The following is a 22,537-nucleotide window of genomic DNA, read 5'->3' on the forward strand; positions in this document are numbered from 1 at the left end:
ACCTCGTGGGCTTTTATATATTACAAAATATATAAGTTTTGATTTTTATAAGCCTGGCGGCAAACGTTAATTAACTTATCAGCTTGGTCATCCGTGATCGAACTATTGAGTGAAAAGCGAATAATATTTTTATTGCGCGGTGTTGCCGGGCGACAAAACACCGCTCCAAATATACCATTTGACTCTAAGTAATCTCTCACTTTCTCAGTGTTTCTTTCATCTCCTGTTTCTAATGCAATTATTTGTGAATGACTGCGTACGCTAATGCCAATATCAATTAATTCCGTTTTAATAGAGTGGCTGATTTCTTCTAAGCGCTGACGTTTGTCATCACTGCGTTGTATCACTTCGAGCGTTTTGTCTAGTCTGTCGAGTTCATACGGTAGCATCGCTGAGCTAAATATAGCGGGATAGCCGACAAAGGGGATGCATTTATCGGCTTGATTGTTACACCAAATTGCGCCAGCGCGATAGGCAAACGTCTTGGCTAAACTTGCGGTCATAAAATCAACTAAGTGGGTCAGGTTCTGCTGATGAAGTAATCCGCGTCCTTGTTCCCCGTGAGTGCCAAGTGAATGAGACTCATCAACCAAAATTGCACAACCGTTCTCTTTCGCCACGGCGATAAGATCGGCCAGGGGAGCGATGGTACCTATCGTGCTGTAAATCGAATCTACCAAGACGATTCCAGGGCCATGGCGTTTAATCAGTTTACTTAAATGCTTTACATTATTGTGCATAAAAGGGTGGATATCAGCACCTGCGATTCGAGCCCCTTCCCACAGTGACATATGGGCAAAAAAATCGACATAGATCTGAGTAGAACTGTCACAAATCGTTTGTAGTAATGCCAGATTCGCAGCCCAACCTGATTGGGATAACAAGCAAGACTGGAATCCTGTGTAGTTGGCTAATTGTATCTCGACTTGTGGTTTAGCTGTTTCATTTTGTAAAAAGATCCCAGACATAAACGGGCTATTTTTCCGTTTGCGAATAGCGCTTATGTGGTGTTCTATAATTTCTGGATTATTCGATAAGTCTAAATAGTCATTACTTTGAATGACCAGATCTTTTTCGGTCGGTACCGCACCTAAAACGAGGTGATTTTTATTATTATTTGAGTAAATTAAGTCATTAAGATAATAATTTAATTTATCATTAACGAATCGAGGTAGGGTCGAATAATTATTTAGTTTATTCATCTTCATATATCCTTTTTTGAAGTCAGCGCCATTTGACAGAGAATATATGAATCAGTTTTGATAATATTACGAGTCGATCATTTAGTGTTTGCGTGTATAGTTACAAATAAAAATATCAATGGTGTTCGTGCGTACATTATACCGCTAGGCTTAACCAGCCTTAACTAATTAATATATATATCGTTTTGTATTATTGATGCAATGTTTTATTCGATTGGATTTTGAGTAAAAACCTCCGGCCAGTACATTTTTACGTAGCCTAAGGTTACCCAAATAACTAAACCAGTCGCCACCGACAACTCAAACAAACCAAAGTTATGTAACCAATACCATTGTGGATACTCGTCAGCAAAAAAACTGGTTAGGCGATGCATCGCGATGGCACTGATCACTGAAGGAAAGGTGACCGCTGCGATTGATGGTTGGAATTTAAGTCGCATTAAACGGATATAACATAAGTAGATCAGTAACGTCATGGTAATCGCTATACCTGCCAGCGCACCGGTTAATATAGGATCAGGCTCGGCAAAGTTGACCAAGTAGGTCGCGAGCGTGAGGTTAACGGGGGCGGCCATAATAGCTAATGTCGGCCTGGCTTGTTTAGGTAGCATACCCTCAAAAACCAATCGGTATAGCACCAGAGGCAGCATAAAAAAGTAGATGGTAATACAGACCATGACTAAGGTTTCAGAAAATAACGTATGGCCAAATTGAGTACCAGCCAATGAGCTACTAATAACCCCAACCGGATACAGAAACCAGCTTGGTACAATATTCGACATTTTGAAATTGAGCAGTTGAAAGGTAAAAAATAGCAGCATCATCGACAGGTGCAGTAATAATGCGGCGAACCATATTGGATATGCAATGATCGGGGAGATTATCGCTAAATAGTCACTAAGAATCAGCAGCGCCATACTCATCGGTGCCATTAAGCTGCCCCGAAGCGGGTGACGGATGTCGGTGATAAAGGTACTGTAACTACTAAGGTACTTGACTAGAACGGGTAGCAGCAGAAACGCACCCATTCCGGCCATATAAGGGCGAATAGTTTGACCTATTTCAGGAATATAAAGTGCCCAAGCATGTCCAAGACCAATCATACCAAGCGCTAATCCTGCTTGAGAAGGTGGGACACTCTGAAATTGAGTGAAACGTCGCCAGTTGAACAAGTCTAATCCTTAGCTCATTATTAAACCGACCAATTAAAGTAAAAACTCTATTTTTGATCAGTGCAATCCATTGTCATTAATCGTTTGCACGCGATAATAACAAGCCAATCGGTTGCGTGGCAAATATCATTCTGGATTGCTTGGCAGATCTTTTTTTCTTAGCTTCTCATTTTTCAATGTTCTATGGAGTAATTGACTATAGATAGGCTTACCGCCAAGTAATTGAGCAAAGGTACCAGCGCCTAGACTGGTGATGATCAATGGCAAAATCAGGTAGTAATTGTTGGTCATTTCTATCACTAGTAAGATACCGGTGATAGGTGCGCGCACGGTGGCAACAAAAAGGGCGCCCATTCCAGCAATTGCAAACATACCTGGAGTGATGTCTAACTCGGGAAATAGGCCTTGGGCGATTAACCCAAAGGCGTAGCCGAATAAGGTACCGAGCGCCAGCATTGGGGCGAATATTCCACCGGGAGCGCCAGAACCAAAACAGATCATCGTGGTTACGATACGGGCTAAAAATAGCATAAGCAGTAGCGGGGCACTGTAACCACCGTTGGTGATGGTTGGGATGAGTGAAATACCACCACCGGTCACTTCAGGAAAATAAAGCAGCATTAGACCAAAGCAGCCACCAATCACAGAACCCATCAATAAGTATCGTTTTCTATCATGACGATGGAATCTAACGAACATATCCTGCGACAACGTCACGAGTTGATTAAATAGCACACCAAAAATACCAAATAGTGCACCGAGCAGCAAAAATAACCACAAAGTCGCGAGCTCAGGAGCTTGGTATTGCGGCATGGTAATGACTGCATCCTGACCGTTGATATATCGAAAGACAATATTGGCGGAAACAGCAGAAACGATCACGGCTCGCAGTGAAATAAGTGAATAGCGAAATTGTGGGCGCATTTCTTCAACGACAAACATGATTCCTGCTAACGGGGCGTTAAACGCTGCGGCAAGGCCACCAGCTGCTCCCGAGGCTAATAGAGAGTGGCGCGTATCGTCATTTTTGATCTTAAAGATATCAGTCACCATACGACCTATGGCTCCGCCCATTTGCACTGTAGGACCTTCACGCCCCAAAACCATGCCGGAACCTAACGCTCCCATACCACCAAAGAACTTAACCGGAATCACGCGCCACCAACGTACGGGACGGATGCCATCCATTGCCCCTTCTATCTCGGGAATGCCAGAACCAGAGGCTTCGGGGGCAAATCGGTGTACAAGGAAATAGCCAACAAAAGCGAGCATGGCGCTAATGAGAAACGCGGCAAGCCATAAAGGGAGCAGGGCGCCGATTTCACTTTTTAACCATTCTGTGCGTGTTTGCGAGACAAAGTGAACTGCTATTTCAAAGTAGGTACCGACTAGACCTGCTAACAAGCCGACGATCAAGGACAAGAACAATACGGAAATCGGAGTTTTATCCTTGGAGAGAAATTGATTAATGGCGTCTTTGGGCACCTTAGCCAATAACGATTGTTTTAACTTCTCTCTCTTAGTCATAAAGGAATAAGCTCCATGATATGTGGTTTTGCTTGGGTTTGAAGTCAAAATTATACGCCTGTCTAAAGTGAACTATAGCGATAAGATTGGAATATTGATTTTCAATTATGAGAGAACTAGCAGATCAAGGTTAGTGGGAATTATAGATGTCGGTCACAAAAAAACGCATCAAAAAGTAAGATGCCACCTTGCATATTATTGGTTCTGAACCATAGTTAAAGGGTAAGGCAATCTGAACCGACCCGCATGGAGGATTTATCGTCTTACCTACAATTTGGATGGATTCAAACAACAATTGAAAGCCTCGTTTATTATCAGGTCGATGCCAAATGACATCCTGATTCGCAGACTCACGATTGAGTACGAGGGATAGGGCGCACTTTAAGTGCGCCTCTTGTCGTCTATAGGTTTGTGTCTATTCTAAACTAGCAATCTGCTTCAATATCATTTCCAGTTGATCCCAAGGTAGCAGCTGGCTATCGATCACCTCTAAACGACTTTCAAACCCTTCAAGCGACATCTGGTTGACCGACACTACTTTATTACTGACATTGAAGGCAAAGCAGCCATTGTTGGTATTGAGTACGCCTTTGACTCGTTCTGCGTTAAGATCTGACAACATCGAAAATATGTCATCAAAATCAAAGCTGACTTCTGAACCAAAGATCCAGCCGCAACTGTAATATCCCTGTCCATGATTTTCTTTTCGAATATAGAGTTTGTTTGGTGGCAGTTGAAACTGAGGCTCCATCTCGGCGTGTTGATGCTGGTGTGACAATGATTGTTTAACTTGATGGCGGCCTGGGTTGTCAAGTAATTCGATTGGAAATCGTCCTTGTTTAACCAGTTGACTGTATAGTTTGGCTGGGGTTTGGTCGGTAACCCAATCATTGAAAGCATCAATATCACTGACATGGCACTCATCGACTTTATTTCCAATCACAATATCTGCAATCGCCAATTGGTCGTTAAAATTTTGATTACCTAAGTATTTAGGATTAGACAAGTTACGCGGATCGACCAAGCAGATTGTCGCTTTTAAATCGATGTAGGGCTCAAACTGTGTCGAAGATAGGGTGGCCAGTATTTTGTCAGCATGACCGAGTCCGGTTGGCTCGACGATCAATCGGTCAGGGTTGGTGCGCAGTAATGCCGTTATCGCAACTGACATCGGTACCCCAGCCGCACAGCACATGCAGCCTCCTGGGACCTCTTTAATCAAAGCACCGTGTTCGGTCATCATGGCACCATCAATGCCAATTTCGCCAAATTCATTGACCAACACCGCCCAATTTTGATCGGCTGGCTTTTCTTTCAATAAATTAAGAATTGCGGTGGTTTTACCTGTACCAAGAAAACCTGTGATGATGTTTGTAGGTGTTTTCATACACTTAACCCTGAGATAGTTTGTTACATTATAACAAAACATCCGCTTAAGGCGAAAAATGTCTCGGGGTAAATTGTCTTAGGGTAATAAAAAGGGCGGCCGATGGCCACCCTGTGAATAAACTAGCGTTTATTCCTAAGATAACGCTTACGGCGCTCTTCTTTTTTCTTGATTTTTTGTTCAGCCTTGAGCGTGGCCTCAATTTCGACTTCAATCAGCTCTTGGGTGATCATCTCTGGTACTTCAAGCGTGATTTGGCCTAGGGTGCCATTTCTCAGTTCATGCAATAAGATCTCTGAACATTTATGCAGGTCAACTCGGCCACCAGCGCGTAATGCGCCGCGGCGGCGACCTATTTCTTCCATCAATTCAATGTCACTTTCAGGCAAGGTTTCTATTTCATAGCGTTGTTTTAGGCGCTCTGGGTAAGCCTTAGCGAGATATTCGACGGTGTAAAAGGCGACTTCATCATACTCCATTGCGGTATCTTTTACCGCACCAGTTGCGGCTAAACGAAAGCCACTATGCGGATTTTCTACTTTAGGCCACAAAATTCCCGGGGTGTCTGATAATACGATGCCATTTTGCAGGTTAATGCGCTGCTGACGACGTGTTACTGCAGGTTGGTTACCCGTAACCGCGATGGTTCTGCCCGCGAGTGTATTAATAATTGTTGATTTGCCGACATTAGGAATACCCATGATCATGGTGCGAATGTTCTTACCAATCTCTTCACGGTGAGGGGCAAGTTTACGGCAAAGCTCAAGAATTTTATTAACTTCTTGCACGTTTGATGTCGTGATAGCCATCGCTTTAACATTGCTTTCTTTTTCTAAGTGGTCAATCCAAAGCTGTGTCAATTCAGGGTCGGCAAGATCACGTTTGTTGAGCACTTTGACAACTGGCTTATTGCCGCGAAGTTCAGAAATCATCGGGTTTTCGCTGCTAAACGGAATACGCGCGTCAAGTACTTCTATAATGACATCTACTTGTGGGATTGCTTCTTCAATCTCTTTCCGAGCTTTATGCATGTGACCCGGAAACCATTGGATAGACATAGGACAACCTTGATATACAAATTTGTGTCAATTGTAAGGGGAATTCCCCTAGAGTAAAGCGTTAAACGGCCTTGATGCTAGGTTTAGAATAAATTTCCGCACAGTTACGGCCATTATGTTTGGCCTGATAGAGTGCCTCATCCGCCTGCTGAAAAAGACGAGATAATTCAGAGTACGATTCAATATGAGCGCTTGATGCACCTGCACTGACGGTTACCTTGTTGTCACATGAGGAGTAGAGGTGCTCAATATTGAGCTGACGTACGTTCTCGACCAATAATGATAAGTAAGGCTGCAATTGAACGGGTTTGTCTGCCGCCAAAATGGCGCAGAACTCTTCTCCGCCATAGCGGCCGACTATATGCTCATATTCGGTCACGGTTTGTTGAAGGGCCTGAGCTACTTCTTTGAGCGCACCATCACCTTGCATATGACCATAGTTGTCGTTGAATGGTTTGAAGTGGTCGATATCAATTAAAATAATCGCGACATAACCATATTCTAGGTCATCGACAAAATGCTTAGCTTGATGATATAGAAAACGCCGATTGGCAATTCCGGTGACCACATCGATATTTGACTGCTGCTTGAGTATGGCGCGTTTCTCTTCAAGTTCGACGATAATAGCATTGATTTTATGAGCAAAACTGCGCATTTCTTTGGAAACAAAAGAATCTGCATTTGGCAGTTTATCGCCATTGCGACCAAAGCGTTTTAAGTATCCTTCAGCTTCACGTAAAGGGGCAATAAAAAAGTTAACGACATACAAGTTGACGATGAACATCACGAAGGCAAAAAACGCCAATGCCGCCATTTCCTGCCAAGAGATAAAAGCAGGTAGCTTCTCGTTGTGGTCAATCTTGAACTGGATAACACGATTATCAAGAGTATCTTGTTTGTAGAGGTAATGCTGGTTATCCACCTTGCGAGTATCTGGCTTCTCGATATCGTCGGATGGAGCCACACTTATGTCAACACCAGTTGCAAGTTCGATCTGCGCGACAAACTCAGGTCTAATTTTACGAATGAAGACGAGATAACCAAACCCACAGTCGATAGCATCGCTAGTACATATACGTGCAGAGGCGATCATATAAGCGCTATTTTGATAGGAAGCGTAATCGACGTAAGAAGAAATGGTTGAGATAGTTGAACGACTCGCCTTTGCCAGCAGTCGAGAGACCGTCTGTGCGTTTTCTAAAGCGATAAACGATTGGTTAACGACCTCGGTGCCGTTGAAGTAGCCCGTCCAAACCGGATTATTCTTGTTGTCGAAGATAATAATGCCATCAATGATTTTTGATATAAAGGCGTGTTTACCGATACTCTTTTCGACAAAATCTTGTGTGGGAGAGATGACATAATTGGCCATGGTACTCCATGCGGCGTAGTCTTCGACTGAGGCTCTCAGCTCCAATTCTTCCATCGCAAGGACCGTTTCAACTCGCTCAACTTCAAACAGTTGTCTATCAAGCGAGGCTTGGAGGGCGCGTTCATGACTCCACACGGCTTTAAATCCTAAGTAGCACAGTAAAAACAGCGCCACCGTTAGCGTTGAGCCAATGAAAGCCAGTTGTCTTAAACTGAATTGTTTAAACTTAAGTACCAAGACTTTTTTACCTTTTTAGCGTGCTTTATGAGGTCTTCTACCGACATTATCAGTGTAGGGTCGAATCCGTGCTCTTACCATATTCATCTCATTAATCCTTATATTATAAACGATTGATTTGCGTATGTTGTTAATGAATTTATCCACAATGAGATGAGGAAGTAACTTGTTAGGATTCAAGATATCAGCAAGGAGTGAAATAGCTCAAATAATTGAAAAGCGTATCTATTAATATTTTGTCATAAATCAAATTATTGTTTATATTCGCCGTCATATTACTACTCTAAAGTATTAGAATAATGTCAGTCCAAACCCCCTCTCAACAAGAAACCGTGTTACACGATGAGCAACAGTTGGTGTCCACCACCGACCTGAAAGGTGTTATCACCTACAGTAATGAAGCATTCGCACAAGTTGCAGAATACTCACAACAAGAGTTACTTGGTCAGAATCATAGCATTGTCCGCCATCAGGACATGCCCAAAGCTGCCTTTGCCGATATGTGGCAAAACCTGAAACAAGGCAAAGCTTGGCGCGGAATCGTGAAAAATCGTACTAAGTCAGGTGGTTATTACTGGGTCGATGCTTATGTAACACCAATTTATGAAGACAATGAAGTGGTCGGGTATCAATCTGTTCGGGTGAAACCTAAACGTGAGTGGGTTGATGTTGCCGCCAAAGCTTATTATGGGTTAATGAAAGCAGAGCGTTCTGGGCGTACTTGGTCATTGCAGATCTCAGACACAATACGCTATTCGGTTTTGCTCAGCGCGTTGACGGCACCCGTGATATCCAATGTTATGCCTTTATCAGGTATACCGAGTTTCATACTGAGCATTCTTCCACTTGCGGTTGTTGCAGGACTGTTTCGTCAAGAGTTGTTTGATACACCACGTCAACTCAATAAACTACAAAAGAAATATGACAGCGTCAGCCGCTTGGTTTTTTCAGGTAATAAACAATACTCTATTGCGGATTTTCACCTCAAACTTTTATCCGCGCGAATTCGCACTGTCCTTGGGCGTATGACGGATTCAACCAAGCCTATTCAAGATCTCGCTGACAATTTGAGTGCGACGTCTTACCAAGTTAGTGAAGCATTAGATCAGCAGACTCAAAATATTCGCCAAGTTCGTGAAGCAATACAAGAGGTTGAGCTAAATGCTAACGAGGTGTCTTCAAGTGCGCAAGAAGCGCATCAGATTGTAAATGTTACGCTTAGGACTTGTTCAGGGGCAAAACAAAGTATTAGTCAGACCTATGAGAACCTAGAGAATCTAAGTCTTCAGGCTGAAAAGGCGACGGGTACTACTTATCAGCTAAGTGAACAAGCACAGCAAGTTAGCAATATGATGGAGGAGATAGGCGGTATTGCCGAACAGACCAACTTACTCGCCTTGAATGCGGCTATTGAAGCGGCACGAGCCGGTGAACAAGGAAGAGGCTTTGCAGTTGTCGCAGATGAAGTTCGGGCTTTATCTGGACGAACATCAAACGCCACCACACAGATAAAATCAAGTATCGAAGCAATGCTTGCCACCATCGAAAGTTGGCAAACAGAAATCATTTCTAACCAGAGACATACCGATACCTGTGGTCAGGTAGCTCAACAAAGTGCCGAACAGTTGTCTGAGGTAGAGCATTTAATGCAATCAATGAACAGTTTGATGCAAACAGTAGAAGATTCTGCTCACCAGCAACGTCAATTGTCGAGCGATGTGAACTTGCATATCCAATCAATAGCGTCAACAGCAGAACAAAATCTAGCTGCCGCACAAGTGGTCAAACATCACTCCGGAGATTTAAAACTCCAAGTCAATCAGTTCAATATGCTTGCAAAACGGTTCGAAGAGAAATAAATAAACAGTAAAAAGCCCCGCTCATTGAGCGGGGCTTTTTAATTAAGCGTTGCAGTAATTAAGCTAGAAGCTCTTTTGCTGTGTTTACAACGTTTTCAGTGGTAAAGCCGAACATCTTGAATAGTTCGCCTGCTGGTGCAGATTCGCCAAACGTTGTCATGCCGATGATCTTGCCACCGAAGCCAACGTACTTGTACCAAAAATCAGCGATGCCTGCTTCGATAGCGATACGAGCGGTAACGTCAGATGGCAGTACAGACTCACGGTATTGCGCGTCTTGCTTGTCGAATGCGTCCGTTGCAGGCATTGAAACAACGCGGACCTTTTTGCCTTCAGCGGTTAGCTGCGCGGCTGCTTCAACAGCAAGTTCAACTTCAGAGCCTGTTGCGATAAGAATAAGCTCTGGCTTACCAGCGCAATCTTTAAGGATGTAGCCACCCTTAGCAATGTTGGCGACTTGCTGTGCGTCACGATCTTGCTGGGCTAGGTTTTGACGAGAGAAGATCAGTGCTGAAGGACCATCTTTACGCTCGATAGCCAGTTTCCAAGCCACTGCCGATTCAACTTGGTCACATGGGCGCCATGTGCTCATGTTTGGCGTTAGACGTAGAGATGCGATCTGCTCAACTGGTTGGTGAGTCGGACCATCTTCGCCAAGACCGATAGAGTCGTGCGTGTAAACCTGAATGTTCTGAATTTTCATCAGTGCCGCCATACGCATGGCGTTACGCGCGTATTCCATGAACATCAGGAAGGTTGCGCCGTAAGGTACGAAACCACCGTGTAGCGCAATACCGTTCATGATCGCCGTCATACCGAATTCACGCACACCGTAGTGGATGTAGTTACCAGAGAAGTCATTTGCTGCAAGAGACTTAGAGCCCGACCACATAGTCAGGTTAGACGGTGCTAGGTCAGCAGAGCCGCCCATGAATTCAGGTAGCATAGCGCCGAATGCTTCTAGGGCATTTTGCGATGCTTTACGTGATGCAATGTTGGCAGGGTTAGCTTGAAGATCAGCAATGATTGCCGATGCTTTCTCTTCCCATTGTGCAGGTAGGTCACCATTTACGCGGCGTTTGAATTCAGCGGCAAGTTCAGGATGTGCTGCTTCATAAGCTGCAAGTTTCTCGTTCCACGCTGCTTCCTTAGCTGCGCCCGCTTCTTTCGCATCCCATTCTGAGTAAACTTCTTGCGGAATTTCAAAAGGACCGTGCTCCCAACCTAATTCTTTACGAGTAGCTGCAATTTCTTCAGCGCCTAGTGGTGCACCGTGACAATCGTGCGACCCTGATTTGTTTGGAGAACCAAAACCAATCACTGTTTTAGTACAGATTAGAGTAGGGCGCGGATCCGCTTTAGCAGCGATAATCGCCGCGTTGATTGCGTCAGCATCGTGACCATCAACAGCAGGAATAACATGCCAGCCGTACGCTTCAAAACGCTTAGGTGTGTCGTCAGAGAACCAACCTTCAACGTGACCGTCGATAGAGATGCCATTGTCATCCCAAAATGCGATTAGCTTGCCAAGACCTAGTGTGCCCGCTAGTGAACACGCTTCGTGCGAAATACCTTCCATTAGACAGCCATCACCCATGAACGCATAAGTGTAGTGGTCTACGATATCGAAGTTTTCTGTGTTGAATTGTGCTGCTAGTGCTTTTTCAGCCATTGCCATACCAACAGCGTTGGTGATGCCTTGACCTAGCGGACCAGTCGTTGTTTCGATGCCAGGTGCATAACCATACTCTGGGTGACCAGGAGTCTTAGAGTGCAGCTGACGGAAGTTTTTAAGGTCTTCAATTGAAAGCTCATAACCTGCTAGGTGAAGCAGAGAGTAAATCAGCATTGAGCCGTGACCGTTTGAAAGTACGAAACGGTCGCGGTCAGCCCATTCTGGATTAGATGGGTTGTGGTTTAGGTGAGAGCGCCAAAGCACTTCAGCGATATCAGCCATGCCCATAGGTGCGCCAGGGTGCCCAGAATTTGCTTGTTGAACGCCGTCCATGCTTAGAGCACGGATAGCGTTAGCTAGATGTTTGCGATTCATAATTGCTTCCAAAATAGATTCGAAATGAAAAATTCGTTAGTAGTAGATGTAAGAGAGGAACGAAATTCGTTCCTCTTTAATTATTGGGTAGTGATTACAGCTTAGCTGCGATCATCTCTTCTAGTTTGCCTTGGTCAACAGCGAAGTTACGGATGCCTTCAGCTAGCTTTTCTACAGCCATAGGGTCTTGGTTGTGATCCCACAAGAATTCGGCGTGAGTCATTGCTGCAGGGCGCTCTTTAGTACCGTTAGAGTCAATTAGCTTCTCTACCACTTCGCCTTCTGTTGCTTCTAGTTCTGCAAGAAGTTGAGGCGCGATAGTTAAACGGTCACAGCCAGCAAGTTCTAGGATCTCGCCGATGTTACGGAAGCTTGCGCCCATAACAACGGTCTTGTAACCGTGCTCTTTGTAGTAGTTGTAGATGTTTGCAACAGAGATAACACCAGGATCTTCTTGAGCTTCGAAATCACGGCCTTCTTTCGCTTTGTACCAGTCCATGATACGACCGACAAAAGGAGAGATAAGGAATACGCCAGCTTCAGCACATGCACGCGCCTGAGCGAATGAGAATAGCAGTGTCAGGTTACAGTTGATGCCTTCTTTTTCTAGGATTTCAGCCGCGCGGATACCTTCCCAAGTTGACGCAAGTTTGATCAGAATACGGTCATTGGTGATACCAGCGTCGTTGTACATTTTTACTAATTGACGAGCTTTTGCAACGCTACCTTCGGTGTCGTAAGAAAGACGTGCATCAACTTCAGTTGAGATGCGGCCTGGAATGGTTTTTAGGATTTCTTTACCGATGTTAACCGCTAGCATGTCACAAGTGTCTTGAACTTGTTGTGCTTTGTCACTGCTTTGAGATTTTGCGTATGCGATAGAGGCGTCGATAAGCGGTGCGTACTCTGCAATTTGAGCCGCTTTTAGAATCAGAGATGGGTTAGTGGTTGCGTCTTCTGGTTGGTACTTCTTGATAGCTTCAATTTCACCAGTATCTGCGACTACGGTCGTTAGTTTACGAAGTTGCTCTAATTTGTTGCTCATTTCGATCATCCTATTTAATGGGCTGCACGTGAAAACTGTAGAAGTGCATAGTGCATTTGCAAGCGAGGTAGTTAATCGTCTTGTACAAGTATTAAGCTCAGACGGTCAACTGACCGGAATTCTTCAGCGTGTGAGCATTTGTTGTGAACATTTGCTCTTACGTTGAGTAAATGATGGCTCCATAATTATCTTACTGACGCAAAAAGTCAATCGTAGAAATAAGGTTATAGTGATGTTCATCAACTATTTTTTTGTTCGTCGACGCTAACATACTGAACTAAACGTTTGCCAAGTGATAGCAAGGCTTAGCCCTCGATAGTTAATTGCAAAAGCTTGGCTGAGAAAATGTATCGAAGATGAGCAAATGTTGGCAATCAAACAGGTGATGACATATGCTACGTTGATGAGCATATGTAACGTGCGTAAATTTAGCTGAGACGATAACAGTATGAACAAAACTCAAAACGAAATTTCTGATGACAACGCTGACCTATTGACGGAAATTGCGGTCGCCTACTATCAAGATGGCGCAACGCAAGAAGAGATTTCAAGAAAGTTCGCTGTATCTCGTGCCAAAGTCGGAAGAATGCTTAAGCAGGCTCGTGATGAAGGGATTGTGGAGATAACAGTAAAATATCATCCCGTATTCAGTGCCAAGATAGAACAGAGGCTTGTTGAACGATTTGGAGTGAAGCGCGCGCTAGTAGCACTTGATCAGCCAAGTGAAGAGCAGCAGCGTCTCCAGGTCGCAGGTTTGGTCTCTAAATATATGGCAAGTACATTGCAAAATGGCAGCGTAGTGACGGTTGGCCAAGGGAGGAACGTCTCCGCAGTTGCACATCATACCGGCGTTATCCCTCAACGAGACGTCAAATTTGTTTGTGGCATCGGTGGTATCCATCCCAGAGGAGGCATGTTTAATGCTGATCATATTTGCCGCCAGTTCGCAAAAAGCTACGGTGGTAGTTCAGAGACCCTCTATGCACCTGCGTATGCCGAGAACCGTGAGCAAAAGCTCGCCTTTATGCAAAATGCGACCGTTAAACAGACGTTAGATCTCGCTCGTAAAGCCGATGTTGCCTTAGTCGGTATTGGTGACATGAGTGAAAACAGTTATATGGTTGATCTCGGTTGGTTTACTGCTGAAGAAGTTGTTCAGTCTCGAATGCAACAAGGTGTGGTCGGTGATTTTGCTGGTTACGACTTTTTTGATATTCACGGTAAGTCTGCGGTGACAGTGATGAGTGACAGAGTCATTGGATTGGGGCTAGAAGAGTTCAGACCTATTTCGCAAGTCATTGCGATTGCAGCAGAAAACAGCAAGCCATTGGCGCTGCTTGGTGCACTGAGAACGGGGGTAATTGATGTCATTGCGACCAGTGTCAGTAATGCATTAACGGTGTTGAACCTAGATGAGCAATTGGATGTTAAATAAGGTTAAGTCATTCGTTTTAACAAAATAACCAGTAATACGCATAGTGATAATGAACTCTTATCTCACTATGCATATCTATTATAACTAATTGATTATATAAAGATAACTTATGTCGACAGAACAAAACTTAATTGGTTGACATACAACTCAATTGATAGAGTCCTCTCATCTGTAACCAGCAGATTTGTAAGTAATGCTTATTACATCTGCACAATGGAAATGAATAATGAGGATGAGAAAATTCTATCTAGCTATTGCAGCTACCCTTACGTCAATATCTGTTCACTCTAGCACCCCACCAGCCCCGACTTGGCATACCATGGCTTTATCAGACGGAAGCGTTAAGGAACTACGTCTGATGGGCTCGGAAGAGCTATTTTGGTATCAAGATGCACAGGGAACACTCTATGTTCAAGGCGATGATAAGTTGTGGTATTTCGCTGAGTATCAGTTCGAGAGTAACAATGCAATCATCACATCTACAGGAGTATTAGCAACCAACCATGCTATTCCCCCGCCACAGTCAAACATCGCTAAGGTAAAAATCAAACCTGTTCATTCTGTCGAGCAAGTGTTTAAGCCACGTGCGAATCACAACCTGCTGCAAAAATCACGTGTTGACACTAGAAGCTTGTCACGCATGGCAAATGGAGCCAATGACGTTATTGAGCAACCGTTGCTTGTTGTTCAAGTCAGCTTTACCGATGAAGACATTGAGAATGATTTTTCAACGACTATCTTCGGTCAGAATCAACAAAGTGTACAAGACTACTTTTTGAAAAACAGTTATGGCAAATATAAAGTTGTTCCGGCAAAGGAGACTCAGGGCACCAACGATGATGGCATCATTGATGTCGTTCTCAATATTGCTCACCCAAACTGTCATTCAAAAACGGACAGTAGTTGTCAGGCAAAGCTTAACAACGTCTTTACTAAAGCGTATGAAGCGTTAGACAAAGACTTTAACATGGCGCAGTACGATAACAATAGCAATGGTAGCATTGAGCCCAGAGAACTCTCCGTTATGTTTGTGTTTGCTGGCAATGATAAGTCGAGTGGAACCAGCAAGACACCAACGATATGGCCCCATAAGTACGCCCACTCCACCGTCACGATTGATAGTAAACGTATTAGTTCATACTGTTTATTTGCCGATTATCAACATGATCATCAATCAACGATGGGAGTGATTGCACATGAGTTAGGCCACTTAATGCTCGGCCTTCCTGATCTCTATTCCTACAAACATGATGGCTCTATAGGTCATTGGGGACTTATGGGGGGAGGTAGTTGGGGACGTAAACCGGGCGATCTTTACTCGGGTCAAACGCCCGTTAATATGTTGTCTTGGAGTCGAGAAGCCGCAGGATTTATTAAACCCAACGCCTTGACGCAAAGTGGCCAGGTTCAAGTTGATACAGATAACGGTGAGAGTGTTGTCTACTTAGATCCTTACCTTAAACAGTTTGGTCCAAGACTCTACCTAGAAAACCGCCGTAAAAATGGTTACGACCAAGCATTAAAAGGAGAAGGCTTATTGGTTACCGCTGTCAATATCGATAATCACTTTAATAACGACGGACCAATGCAAGTTCAAGTATTACAAGCGGATGGTGATGGTCTATTGGAAAGTGGCCGCTCATCGGGCGATTCAGGTGATGTCTTTCCAGGGCGAGAAAATGTAACCCTAATTTCAGACACCTCTTCACCTTCGCTGATTAGTGTCACTGCTGGTAGAAATACTCAAATTGAACTCAACAATATTGTTAGCAATACCGATAGTGCATACTTTCAACTGACGATACCAGAAAGTGGTACTAAATCCGCTTGGGTAACTTCATTTGGGCGTACCTATCCAACTTATCGTGCAAATACTGATGTGCTAGGATTCGAGGTTAATATTGCCAATGAGAGAAAGGAACTGATTGGTATACAGTTTTATGCTAAACCAAATACTGTCGCGTTACCGATGTTTTATCGATTATTAAAGTATCCATATCGAGTGCGGTTTGGCCGAGCAACGGTAGAGAAAGATCATGTTGAAGTTCTTGCACGGGGGGTAGCGCCTGATAATGGAGGACAAGTGATACTCGATTCACCGATAAGTTTGGGGTTGGGAACTCATCTTTTAGTGTTAGAGATAGAAAATGGTATTGCTGAGTATTCGACGCAATTTTTAGACGCTTACCTTGGAGATGGTCAACGTAAGCCGCAATATTACGGTTCACTTGCCGATTATACGATCAATGGAATGCAAGACGGCTTCAGCCGCAATTTCCCTTTTGCTGCCTTATTTGAAGAGCACGAAAGTGCAGGGCAAACTGCGGTAGATGATTATTATCAAATCGAAGAAGATTCACCACTCACACTGAGACTTAAAAACAATGATTTAGGTTTATTGGATGGAGAGCAATATTCAGTTGATATTAAGGCACAGCCAAATTTTGGCCAAGTAATAGGCAATATTTACTATCCTAAACGTGACTATCATGGCCAAGATGAATTCACCTACCGGCTTGTAAACAGTCGAGGCGAGGTAACCAATTACGCTAAAGTCATTATTGATATACAGCCCGTTAATGATGCGCCAAGTTTTAGGATTATCAGCAATCATAACCAGATAAATGCTGGTGATAGTGTCATCCTATCGATTCGCGATCTGTTGGATGTCGACTCTTCCAAGCATAATGTGTTCTGGAGCCAAATCTATGGCGAAAAATTATCGTTGTCGGGCGCTAACACATCAAAGTTAATATTTACAACTCCTAGTAATGTCGCTAATGGCTCACGCTTTATCTTTAGAGCCTTTGTGTCCGACGAGCATGGTGGAGTGACAAAACGTGACTATCAATTTACGGTTCAGGACAGTGTTATGACTCCGATCTATGAGAAAGTCACCACACTATACGAACAACGTATTGAATTGTCTCCTGTTACCGATGGTCGTGTTGCGCGTCTTGAGTTAATGGGGCCTCCCACTCATGGTTCTGCGTATGTTGCTGGAAATAAAATCATATACCAAGCGCCAGCATCTCGTACATTGGGCCTTTATGATGAGGTCAACTTTCGAGCAACTTTGAGTGATGGCAATGAAGTTATGGGAAGTTATGAAATTGAAGTTGTGGCTAACCAAAATACAAATAGTGGGTCTCAGCCTGAAAATAAGCAAGGTGATTCAGGCGGAAGCAGTTCACTCGTCATATTGTGTTTATTACTTGCGACCTTAAGGCTCCGTAAATAAATCTTTACAACCTTAAATGAAGTGAGTGACTGGCGATTACTCACTTTTTAAGAAACTCCCCATTCTTCACGACAAGTTTTTACGATCTTGTCGCCATAAGCTCAATACCAGGTGTTAACTAGCTCACATAATTGAGTTTTGTTACATTGAGTATAATGGTCAATTTGTGAACAGAGACAATGTTTGTTTGCGTTTATTTACCCTTAATTCTGTCTACATTAATTTACTATTTACTTAATTGATATATGAGCGGACAGAACTTGCCTTGATAAAGTTAAAATTATCAATAGCTTTCATCCTAAAGTTCATAAGGTCTAGAGCTATAACTTTAGATATTAACCGCATGTCCTATTGTTAGAGTTGTAATTGGTTATGTTACGTTTCTGTATTAATAAAAATATTAACATAAGTGTTACGTTGTATAAGTCATTTTTATACCCTTATAAATAATGATTTTTTGTATCTATATGACACAATTGTTACTTTGACGCTGATTTTTTAAATAACAAAAAAAAAATAAACAAAAAGAGTGCAACATCGAGGTAGTTTCGACTATGAAGACCGTCAATAGATGTATCGACGTTAAGTACCTAAGAACATTTTCGCAGGTTGCTAAACACAAAAGTTTTACTGCAGCTGCTGAGTCTCTATTTATGACACAGCCAGCGGTTTCCCAACACATAAAAAAGATTGAAAATACGATAGGGGCAAGTATTTTCGATAGAAAAGAGGGGTTTGTATTAACTAAACATGGTCAAGTTTTGCTCGAATATGCGGATCAAACCATGTCTATGTATGAACAATTGTTTGAGGACTTAGAAAACGTAGAACTGCGCGGGCAATTCAAGATAGCTATTGCAGAATCATTTTGTCCTGAAACCGTCGACAAGATAATTAACGAATTTCGAGCACTGCACAACACAGATTTATCCATTACCAGTTTCGCCAGTTGTAAGAATTTAGACGTTAATAACTATGATCTCATTTTTTCGATCGACAGGGTCGCCTCTGACATAAACGGGCGATCATATCAGCTCAATACGGTCAACTATGCGATTGCGCATTCCCATATGATGGATCCCAATGAGTGTTATCCGCAGCGCGTAGTCTATTGTCACACGCTCAACCGTGGCTATGTCCAAGATCTATTAAAGCAATATGGTATTGATAGCACGATGGTGACCAGTTGGGTGTCGACAAACTCGTCGCGTCTTATTAAGCACGAGCTAGAAACTAATGGGACTTTGCTGATATTCCCAGAATGGTCACTGAGAAACTTAGACTGCCGCAAACGATTTGTCGATCAAAAGGCCAATATGTATGTGTGGTGCAGCGATGAGGTATCTCAGGAGTTAGAAGAGTTAGGCGTAAAAAGTAAGATTCAAGATATGTTCGAACTGCGCCAAAGTTCACGAGTTGACCACTCAAGATCTTCAGTGGCAATATCTATTAACGCTTAGTAAGCGCTTAAAAAAGAAAGAGATACAAACACAATGCCACTTATCGAAATGGGTATGCCGTAAGGGATGCCCATTTTGAAACGATTTTTCCCGTTTAACAAACTGCCCAATCCCATTATTACTACCTGTCCACCTCCCAGTAGGCCAATTGAAACCAAATATAACGTGAGTAGGCTCGGTTCAATCCCGACAGCAAAGGCGCACAACAGCTTTATATCTCCTGCGCCAATCACATTTAAAAGCCACAAACCAATTAATACAGCAAAGCAAATACCAGTGCTAAATAGTGAGCCAAGACAATAACCGAAGTACATTGCGCCAAGCAGGTTAGCGATAAAAAGCACTTTGCAAATCTGATTGGATATTGTGCGAGATTGGTAATCACTGATGCTGGCTTTAATCGCCAAGTAGGCGTTAACCACTAGCAATGAGATAGGGATTATTAAATTTATGTTCATCGTTTAAAGATATTTAATAGTGCCTCATATAGCAATAATAAAAATTTAATGACTATATAATTATTCTTTATGTAGATAGATAAAAAAACATTATGCGCATATAAAAACTCTTAATTGGAGTATTTAAGTTTTGGTTGGTTAAATAGCAGTTGAAACATTCATTCGGCTTTGGCCAAATACTCTATAGGAACATTATGTACTACAAAACTTTAGCTAAGCTTGCTGAGCTTAAAATGAAATTTTCAGATGATATTCGCGGTGTAACGGCGGTCGAATATGCGATCATTGCTGTTGTGATGTCTGGTGTTGTCCTGGCGGCATTCCAAAATGACGCGCTTAAAGCTGCCATTTCAGGAGCTTTAGCTGATGTAACAGCTGACTTAACTGGCGCACGTGTTGATTAATACTAACAACAAAGATCATTACTAGGGGCTTTTGCCCCTATTTTGTTACTACTTAGGTCTAATATGAATAGAACAATCATTCTTGCCCTTGTTGCTCTAGCCATTTTCTCTACGTTTGTTTTTGTTAATAATAAATATCTATCATCGGAAAATGAACAACAAGAAAATACGACTAAACCAGAGCCAAGAGTTACTGTTCTTGTAGCTAATGGTGATATCAAGAAAGGTCAGATTGCTACTTCTGATATGTATAAATCAAAGAGCTTTTTAATATCAGAAATTGAAGATGAAAATTATACAGAAAAAAATAAAATCAACCTTCAACAAGGTGCTTTGTTCAGGAATTATTTAAAGAAAGGGGATTATGTTTCTCAAGATGAAATATCTAATCCTGGAGATAGAGATTATATGTTTCTGTCTCTAAATGATGGTGAGTTACCTTATTTTTATCATGTTACTGGCTTAGGGATTGTACAAACCTTGTCGCTGTTTCCTGGCGATAAAGTAAGTTTTGTTTCAACTACGTCATCAGAAACTAATTTATTAGAATCTGGTTATGGAGATGTTGGCGGTCTTGTCAGTCGAGTCATAATCAGTGGTGCTAGAGTTGTTCAGGTAATTAAGGCTGATGAAGACCAAGAAGCGCAAGATGCAGAGGATAAGCAATATAGCTTAGTTATAGCGCTTCGGATGCGCGATGTTTTGAAGTTAGAAATGGCGCAAAAAGTAGGTGATGTAAATATCGTTCCTGCAGAAATAGAAAATCGCTATTTATCACTTCGCAGTAGTGACCTCTTAGAAACCCAATTTGGTGTGAGAGAGTTAAGAGGTAAAGAGTAAAATGTTATCAAATATAAATAAATCGGCAGCTCTTTTATCTGTCGTTCTTTCTTGCCCTTTATTCGCCTCTCAATTAATGAGTTTAGATCAAGGCGCAGCAAAAACGATAAACCTAAAGCGTCAAATTGCGACGGTGTTTGTTGCCAATCAAGAGATCGCTGACTACAAAATTATAGATGACAACAAGGTGGTTGTGTATGGCGTTGGCCAAGGTAGCACGTCTGTCATTGTTTATGACCGAGGTGGTAATGAAATTTACAATACAGAGTTAGTAGTTAATAAAAGCTTAAGATTATTAAAACAAACGATAATTGCAAGATTCCCTGATGAAAATATCGTGGTCTCTAATGTCGGTGAACAAGTTGTGCTCGATGGTATTGTTGGTAGTGAAGAAGTTAAGCAGAAAATCTACCGCCTTGTCGGAGAAATGCTTAAAAAAGAGAGACGTAGAACTGTTTATGAACTTCGCGATGCTGACGGCGAAGAGTATGATGAACTCGGTTATACAACCGCATATAGCTATGATGAAGTTATCAATAACCTAAAAGTACTTACTACTGAACAAATTAATGTCAAATTGACTGTTGCAGAAGTATCGAGTTCATTCTTGACTGAACTTGGTGTGACTTATAGTGATAGTGGAGAATCAGGTCGTTTTGTTAATAAAATTTTAGATTTTACCGCGCAAGATATCGTATCAGTCATTTCAGCTAGTGGTGACGACAATATAGGTCAAGTTTTAGCTGAACCCAACTTATCTGTTATTTCTGGGGAGCAAGCGACTTTCCATGCTGGTGGAGAAATACCCATTGCAGTACGCGATGAAGATGGTATTACCATTAGTTACAAAGAGTATGGTGTTAAGCTAGCCATGATTGCTAAGGTAACGGATTCAGAAAATATTCGTTTAACTTTGATGCCAGAAGTAAGCTCGATTGATGAGACGAATAAAACATCTACGGGATTGATTTCTGTTCCAACGCTGAAAACTCGAAAAGCACAAACGACTGTTCACTTGAAAGATGGCCAAAGTTTCGTCTTAGCAGGTCTTTTAACTTCAGAAGAACGTGAAGCGATAAGTAAAATTCCTATCCTTGGTGATATTCCTATTTTAGGTGCACTGTTTAGTCATAGTTCAACGACTCGTTCTAAAACTGAGTTGATCATTGTTGCAACGGTAAACCTAGTTGACCCGGTTGATTCAGAGCAGGTGAAACTGCCAAGCTTTAGAAGAACCAGTGATATTGAACGTTTATTGAAACTCGATCTTTCACAGTTAAATCAACCAGATTTAGAAAATACCATTGAACAAGGAGGGTTTAACTAATGCGATGGTTAATTATTTCAATTATGACGTTTACTTGCATCTCATGTACTCAAGTCACTCCTATCAATACGAGTGTAATTGATCAATTGGAAGAGCGTCTCGAGTTTGATCTAACAAAAGATAATGAATCAATGCAAAGAGCTTTGAGTTTCATTCGCGATGTTAAACGACGCGAACCTAAGGTCCATTTCTTGGTTGAGTATAAAACCGGTGCGAGCGAATTCGTAGCGAATTTGCATGGTACGTTTAAATCAGAAGGCATCGCTAAAGATAGCTATAAAGTTTCGTTAGCTCATGATAAACAAACTAAAAATGTTGTGATCACCGCTCAATACGTCAGGATCAAAAGTAGTGAATGTGGTGTCATGACATTTGCAAATAGAGATAGTTATCGTTTTGGCTGCAGTGTGGAACATAACCGCAATTTGAGTTTAGTTAATCCGATTAAAAGAGTGCGATAACC

The 22,537-nt window shown here is 42.4% G+C and carries 17 protein-coding genes; 8 read left to right on the forward strand and 9 right to left on the reverse strand.

Annotated elements, in window-relative coordinates:
• Positions 1 to 20: 20 nt before the first annotated feature.
• The 6 genes from cqsA to ViNHUV68_RS18355 form a co-directional block, all read right to left on the reverse strand.
• Entirely contained in the window at positions 21 to 1,202 is a 1,182-nt protein-coding gene (gene cqsA / locus ViNHUV68_RS18330) for an alpha-hydroxyketone-type quorum-sensing autoinducer synthase (RefSeq protein WP_391090534.1), read from the reverse strand.
• A 206-nt stretch (positions 1,203 to 1,408) separates the two neighbouring features.
• Complete coding sequence (locus tag ViNHUV68_RS18335; RefSeq protein ID WP_038176441.1) at positions 1,409 to 2,374, reverse strand: TDT family transporter; 966 nt, start codon at positions 2,372 to 2,374, stop codon at positions 1,409 to 1,411.
• Between the two features lie 126 nt (positions 2,375 to 2,500).
• Positions 2,501 to 3,901, reverse strand: coding sequence for a H(+)/Cl(-) exchange transporter ClcA (gene clcA, locus ViNHUV68_RS18340; protein WP_038176443.1), 1,401 nt, complete (start codon positions 3,899 to 3,901; stop codon positions 2,501 to 2,503).
• Positions 3,902 to 4,316: 415 nt separating this feature from the next.
• Positions 4,317 to 5,288: a GTP-binding protein gene (locus ViNHUV68_RS18345; RefSeq protein WP_391090536.1), complete on the reverse strand. Its 972-nt coding sequence runs from the start codon at positions 5,286 to 5,288 to the stop codon at positions 4,317 to 4,319.
• 122 nt (positions 5,289 to 5,410) lie between these two features.
• The gene (ylqF, locus tag ViNHUV68_RS18350) at positions 5,411 to 6,346 is read right to left on the reverse strand and encodes a ribosome biogenesis GTPase YlqF (RefSeq protein WP_038176446.1); all 936 of its coding nucleotides are present in this window, start codon (positions 6,344 to 6,346) and stop codon (positions 5,411 to 5,413) included.
• 61 nt (positions 6,347 to 6,407) lie between these two features.
• Entirely contained in the window at positions 6,408 to 7,955 is a 1,548-nt protein-coding gene (locus ViNHUV68_RS18355; RefSeq protein ID WP_391090538.1) for a diguanylate cyclase domain-containing protein, read from the reverse strand.
• A gap of 299 nt (positions 7,956 to 8,254) precedes the next feature.
• Here ViNHUV68_RS18355 and ViNHUV68_RS18360 point away from each other — a divergent pair, with 299 nt between their 5' ends.
• A complete protein-coding gene (locus ViNHUV68_RS18360; RefSeq protein WP_391090539.1) occupies positions 8,255 to 9,814 on the forward strand; it encodes a methyl-accepting chemotaxis protein in 1,560 nt (519 codons plus the stop codon).
• A 58-nt stretch (positions 9,815 to 9,872) separates the two neighbouring features.
• On the opposite strand, the gene tkt is transcribed toward ViNHUV68_RS18360, so the two are convergent.
• Positions 9,873 to 11,864, reverse strand: coding sequence for a transketolase (gene tkt / locus ViNHUV68_RS18365; protein WP_391090540.1), 1,992 nt, complete (start codon positions 11,862 to 11,864; stop codon positions 9,873 to 9,875).
• Positions 11,865 to 11,958: 94 nt separating this feature from the next.
• Positions 11,959 to 12,909, reverse strand: coding sequence for a transaldolase (gene tal, locus ViNHUV68_RS18370; RefSeq protein WP_038176450.1), 951 nt, complete (start codon positions 12,907 to 12,909; stop codon positions 11,959 to 11,961).
• A gap of 448 nt (positions 12,910 to 13,357) precedes the next feature.
• Between tal and ViNHUV68_RS18375 the strand changes: the two genes are divergently transcribed.
• The 3 genes from ViNHUV68_RS18375 (at position 13,358) to ViNHUV68_RS18385 (ending at position 19,045) form a co-directional block, all read left to right on the forward strand.
• Positions 13,358 to 14,344, forward strand: coding sequence for a sugar-binding transcriptional regulator (locus ViNHUV68_RS18375; RefSeq protein ID WP_038176452.1), 987 nt, complete (start codon positions 13,358 to 13,360; stop codon positions 14,342 to 14,344).
• Positions 14,345 to 14,570: 226 nt separating this feature from the next.
• Positions 14,571 to 17,585, forward strand: a complete 3,015-nt coding sequence (locus ViNHUV68_RS18380) for a M6 family metalloprotease domain-containing protein (protein WP_391090542.1) — start codon at positions 14,571 to 14,573, stop codon at positions 17,583 to 17,585.
• A gap of 554 nt (positions 17,586 to 18,139) precedes the next feature.
• Complete coding sequence (locus ViNHUV68_RS18385; RefSeq protein ID WP_391090544.1) at positions 18,140 to 19,045, forward strand: LysR family transcriptional regulator; 906 nt, start codon at positions 18,140 to 18,142, stop codon at positions 19,043 to 19,045.
• Here ViNHUV68_RS18385 and ViNHUV68_RS18390 read toward each other — a convergent pair.
• Positions 19,042 to 19,452 (reverse strand): prepilin peptidase, encoded by a 411-nt coding sequence (locus ViNHUV68_RS18390; protein ID WP_391090546.1) that lies wholly within the window; start codon positions 19,450 to 19,452, stop codon positions 19,042 to 19,044. The two genes, ViNHUV68_RS18385 and ViNHUV68_RS18390, sit on opposite strands and share 4 nt — an antisense overlap.
• 245 nt (positions 19,453 to 19,697) lie before the next feature.
• Between ViNHUV68_RS18390 and ViNHUV68_RS18395 the strand changes: the two genes are divergently transcribed.
• The 4 genes from ViNHUV68_RS18395 to ViNHUV68_RS18410 all read left to right on the forward strand — a co-directional run bounded on the left by ViNHUV68_RS18395 (position 19,698) and on the right by ViNHUV68_RS18410 (position 22,535).
• Positions 19,698 to 19,907, forward strand: coding sequence for a Flp family type IVb pilin (locus ViNHUV68_RS18395; RefSeq protein ID WP_391090548.1), 210 nt, complete (start codon positions 19,698 to 19,700; stop codon positions 19,905 to 19,907).
• Between the two features lie 63 nt (positions 19,908 to 19,970).
• Positions 19,971 to 20,747 (forward strand): pilus assembly protein CpaB, encoded by a 777-nt coding sequence (locus tag ViNHUV68_RS18400; RefSeq protein WP_391090550.1) that lies wholly within the window; start codon positions 19,971 to 19,973, stop codon positions 20,745 to 20,747.
• A 1-nt stretch (position 20,748) separates the two neighbouring features.
• Positions 20,749 to 22,074, forward strand: a complete 1,326-nt coding sequence (locus ViNHUV68_RS18405) for a pilus assembly protein N-terminal domain-containing protein (RefSeq protein ID WP_391090552.1) — start codon at positions 20,749 to 20,751, stop codon at positions 22,072 to 22,074.
• The gene (locus tag ViNHUV68_RS18410; protein WP_391090553.1) at positions 22,074 to 22,535 is read left to right on the forward strand and encodes an ATPase; all 462 of its coding nucleotides are present in this window, start codon (positions 22,074 to 22,076) and stop codon (positions 22,533 to 22,535) included. The genes ViNHUV68_RS18405 and ViNHUV68_RS18410 overlap by 1 nt, the downstream gene beginning before the upstream one ends.
• Positions 22,536 to 22,537 lie beyond the last annotated feature (2 nt).

Origin of the sequence: Vibrio sp. NH-UV-68 (assembly GCF_042940635.1) — a bacterium.
GTDB classification, from domain to species: domain Bacteria; phylum Pseudomonadota; class Gammaproteobacteria; order Enterobacterales; family Vibrionaceae; genus Vibrio; species Vibrio pacinii.

Bases quoted from the DNA above. Each gene is read 5' to 3' on its own strand.
- ViNHUV68_RS18395 (WP_391090548.1), top strand. From the start codon at position 19,698: ATGTACTACAAAACTTTAGCTAAGCTTGCTGAGCTTAAAATGAAATTT.
- ViNHUV68_RS18380 (WP_391090542.1), top strand. From the start codon at position 14,571: ATGAGGATGAGAAAATTCTATCTAGCTATTGCAGCTACCCTTACGTCA.
- tal (WP_038176450.1), bottom strand. From the start codon at position 12,909: ATGAGCAACAAATTAGAGCAACTTCGTAAACTAACGACCGTAGTCGCA.
- ViNHUV68_RS18385 (WP_391090544.1), top strand. From the start codon at position 18,140: ATGAAGACCGTCAATAGATGTATCGACGTTAAGTACCTAAGAACATTT.
- tkt (WP_391090540.1), bottom strand. From the start codon at position 11,864: ATGAATCGCAAACATCTAGCTAACGCTATCCGTGCTCTAAGCATGGAC.
- ViNHUV68_RS18345 (WP_391090536.1), bottom strand. From the start codon at position 5,288: ATGAAAACACCTACAAACATCATCACAGGTTTTCTTGGTACAGGTAAA.
- clcA (WP_038176443.1), bottom strand. From the start codon at position 3,901: ATGACTAAGAGAGAGAAGTTAAAACAATCGTTATTGGCTAAGGTGCCC.
- cqsA (WP_391090534.1), bottom strand. From the start codon at position 1,202: ATGAATAAACTAAATAATTATTCGACCCTACCTCGATTCGTTAATGAT.
- ViNHUV68_RS18375 (WP_038176452.1), top strand. From the start codon at position 13,358: ATGAACAAAACTCAAAACGAAATTTCTGATGACAACGCTGACCTATTG.
- ViNHUV68_RS18400 (WP_391090550.1), top strand. From the start codon at position 19,971: ATGAATAGAACAATCATTCTTGCCCTTGTTGCTCTAGCCATTTTCTCT.
- ViNHUV68_RS18405 (WP_391090552.1), top strand. From the start codon at position 20,749: ATGTTATCAAATATAAATAAATCGGCAGCTCTTTTATCTGTCGTTCTT.
- ylqF (WP_038176446.1), bottom strand. From the start codon at position 6,346: ATGTCTATCCAATGGTTTCCGGGTCACATGCATAAAGCTCGGAAAGAG.
- ViNHUV68_RS18410 (WP_391090553.1), top strand. From the start codon at position 22,074: ATGCGATGGTTAATTATTTCAATTATGACGTTTACTTGCATCTCATGT.
- ViNHUV68_RS18360 (WP_391090539.1), top strand. From the start codon at position 8,255: ATGTCAGTCCAAACCCCCTCTCAACAAGAAACCGTGTTACACGATGAG.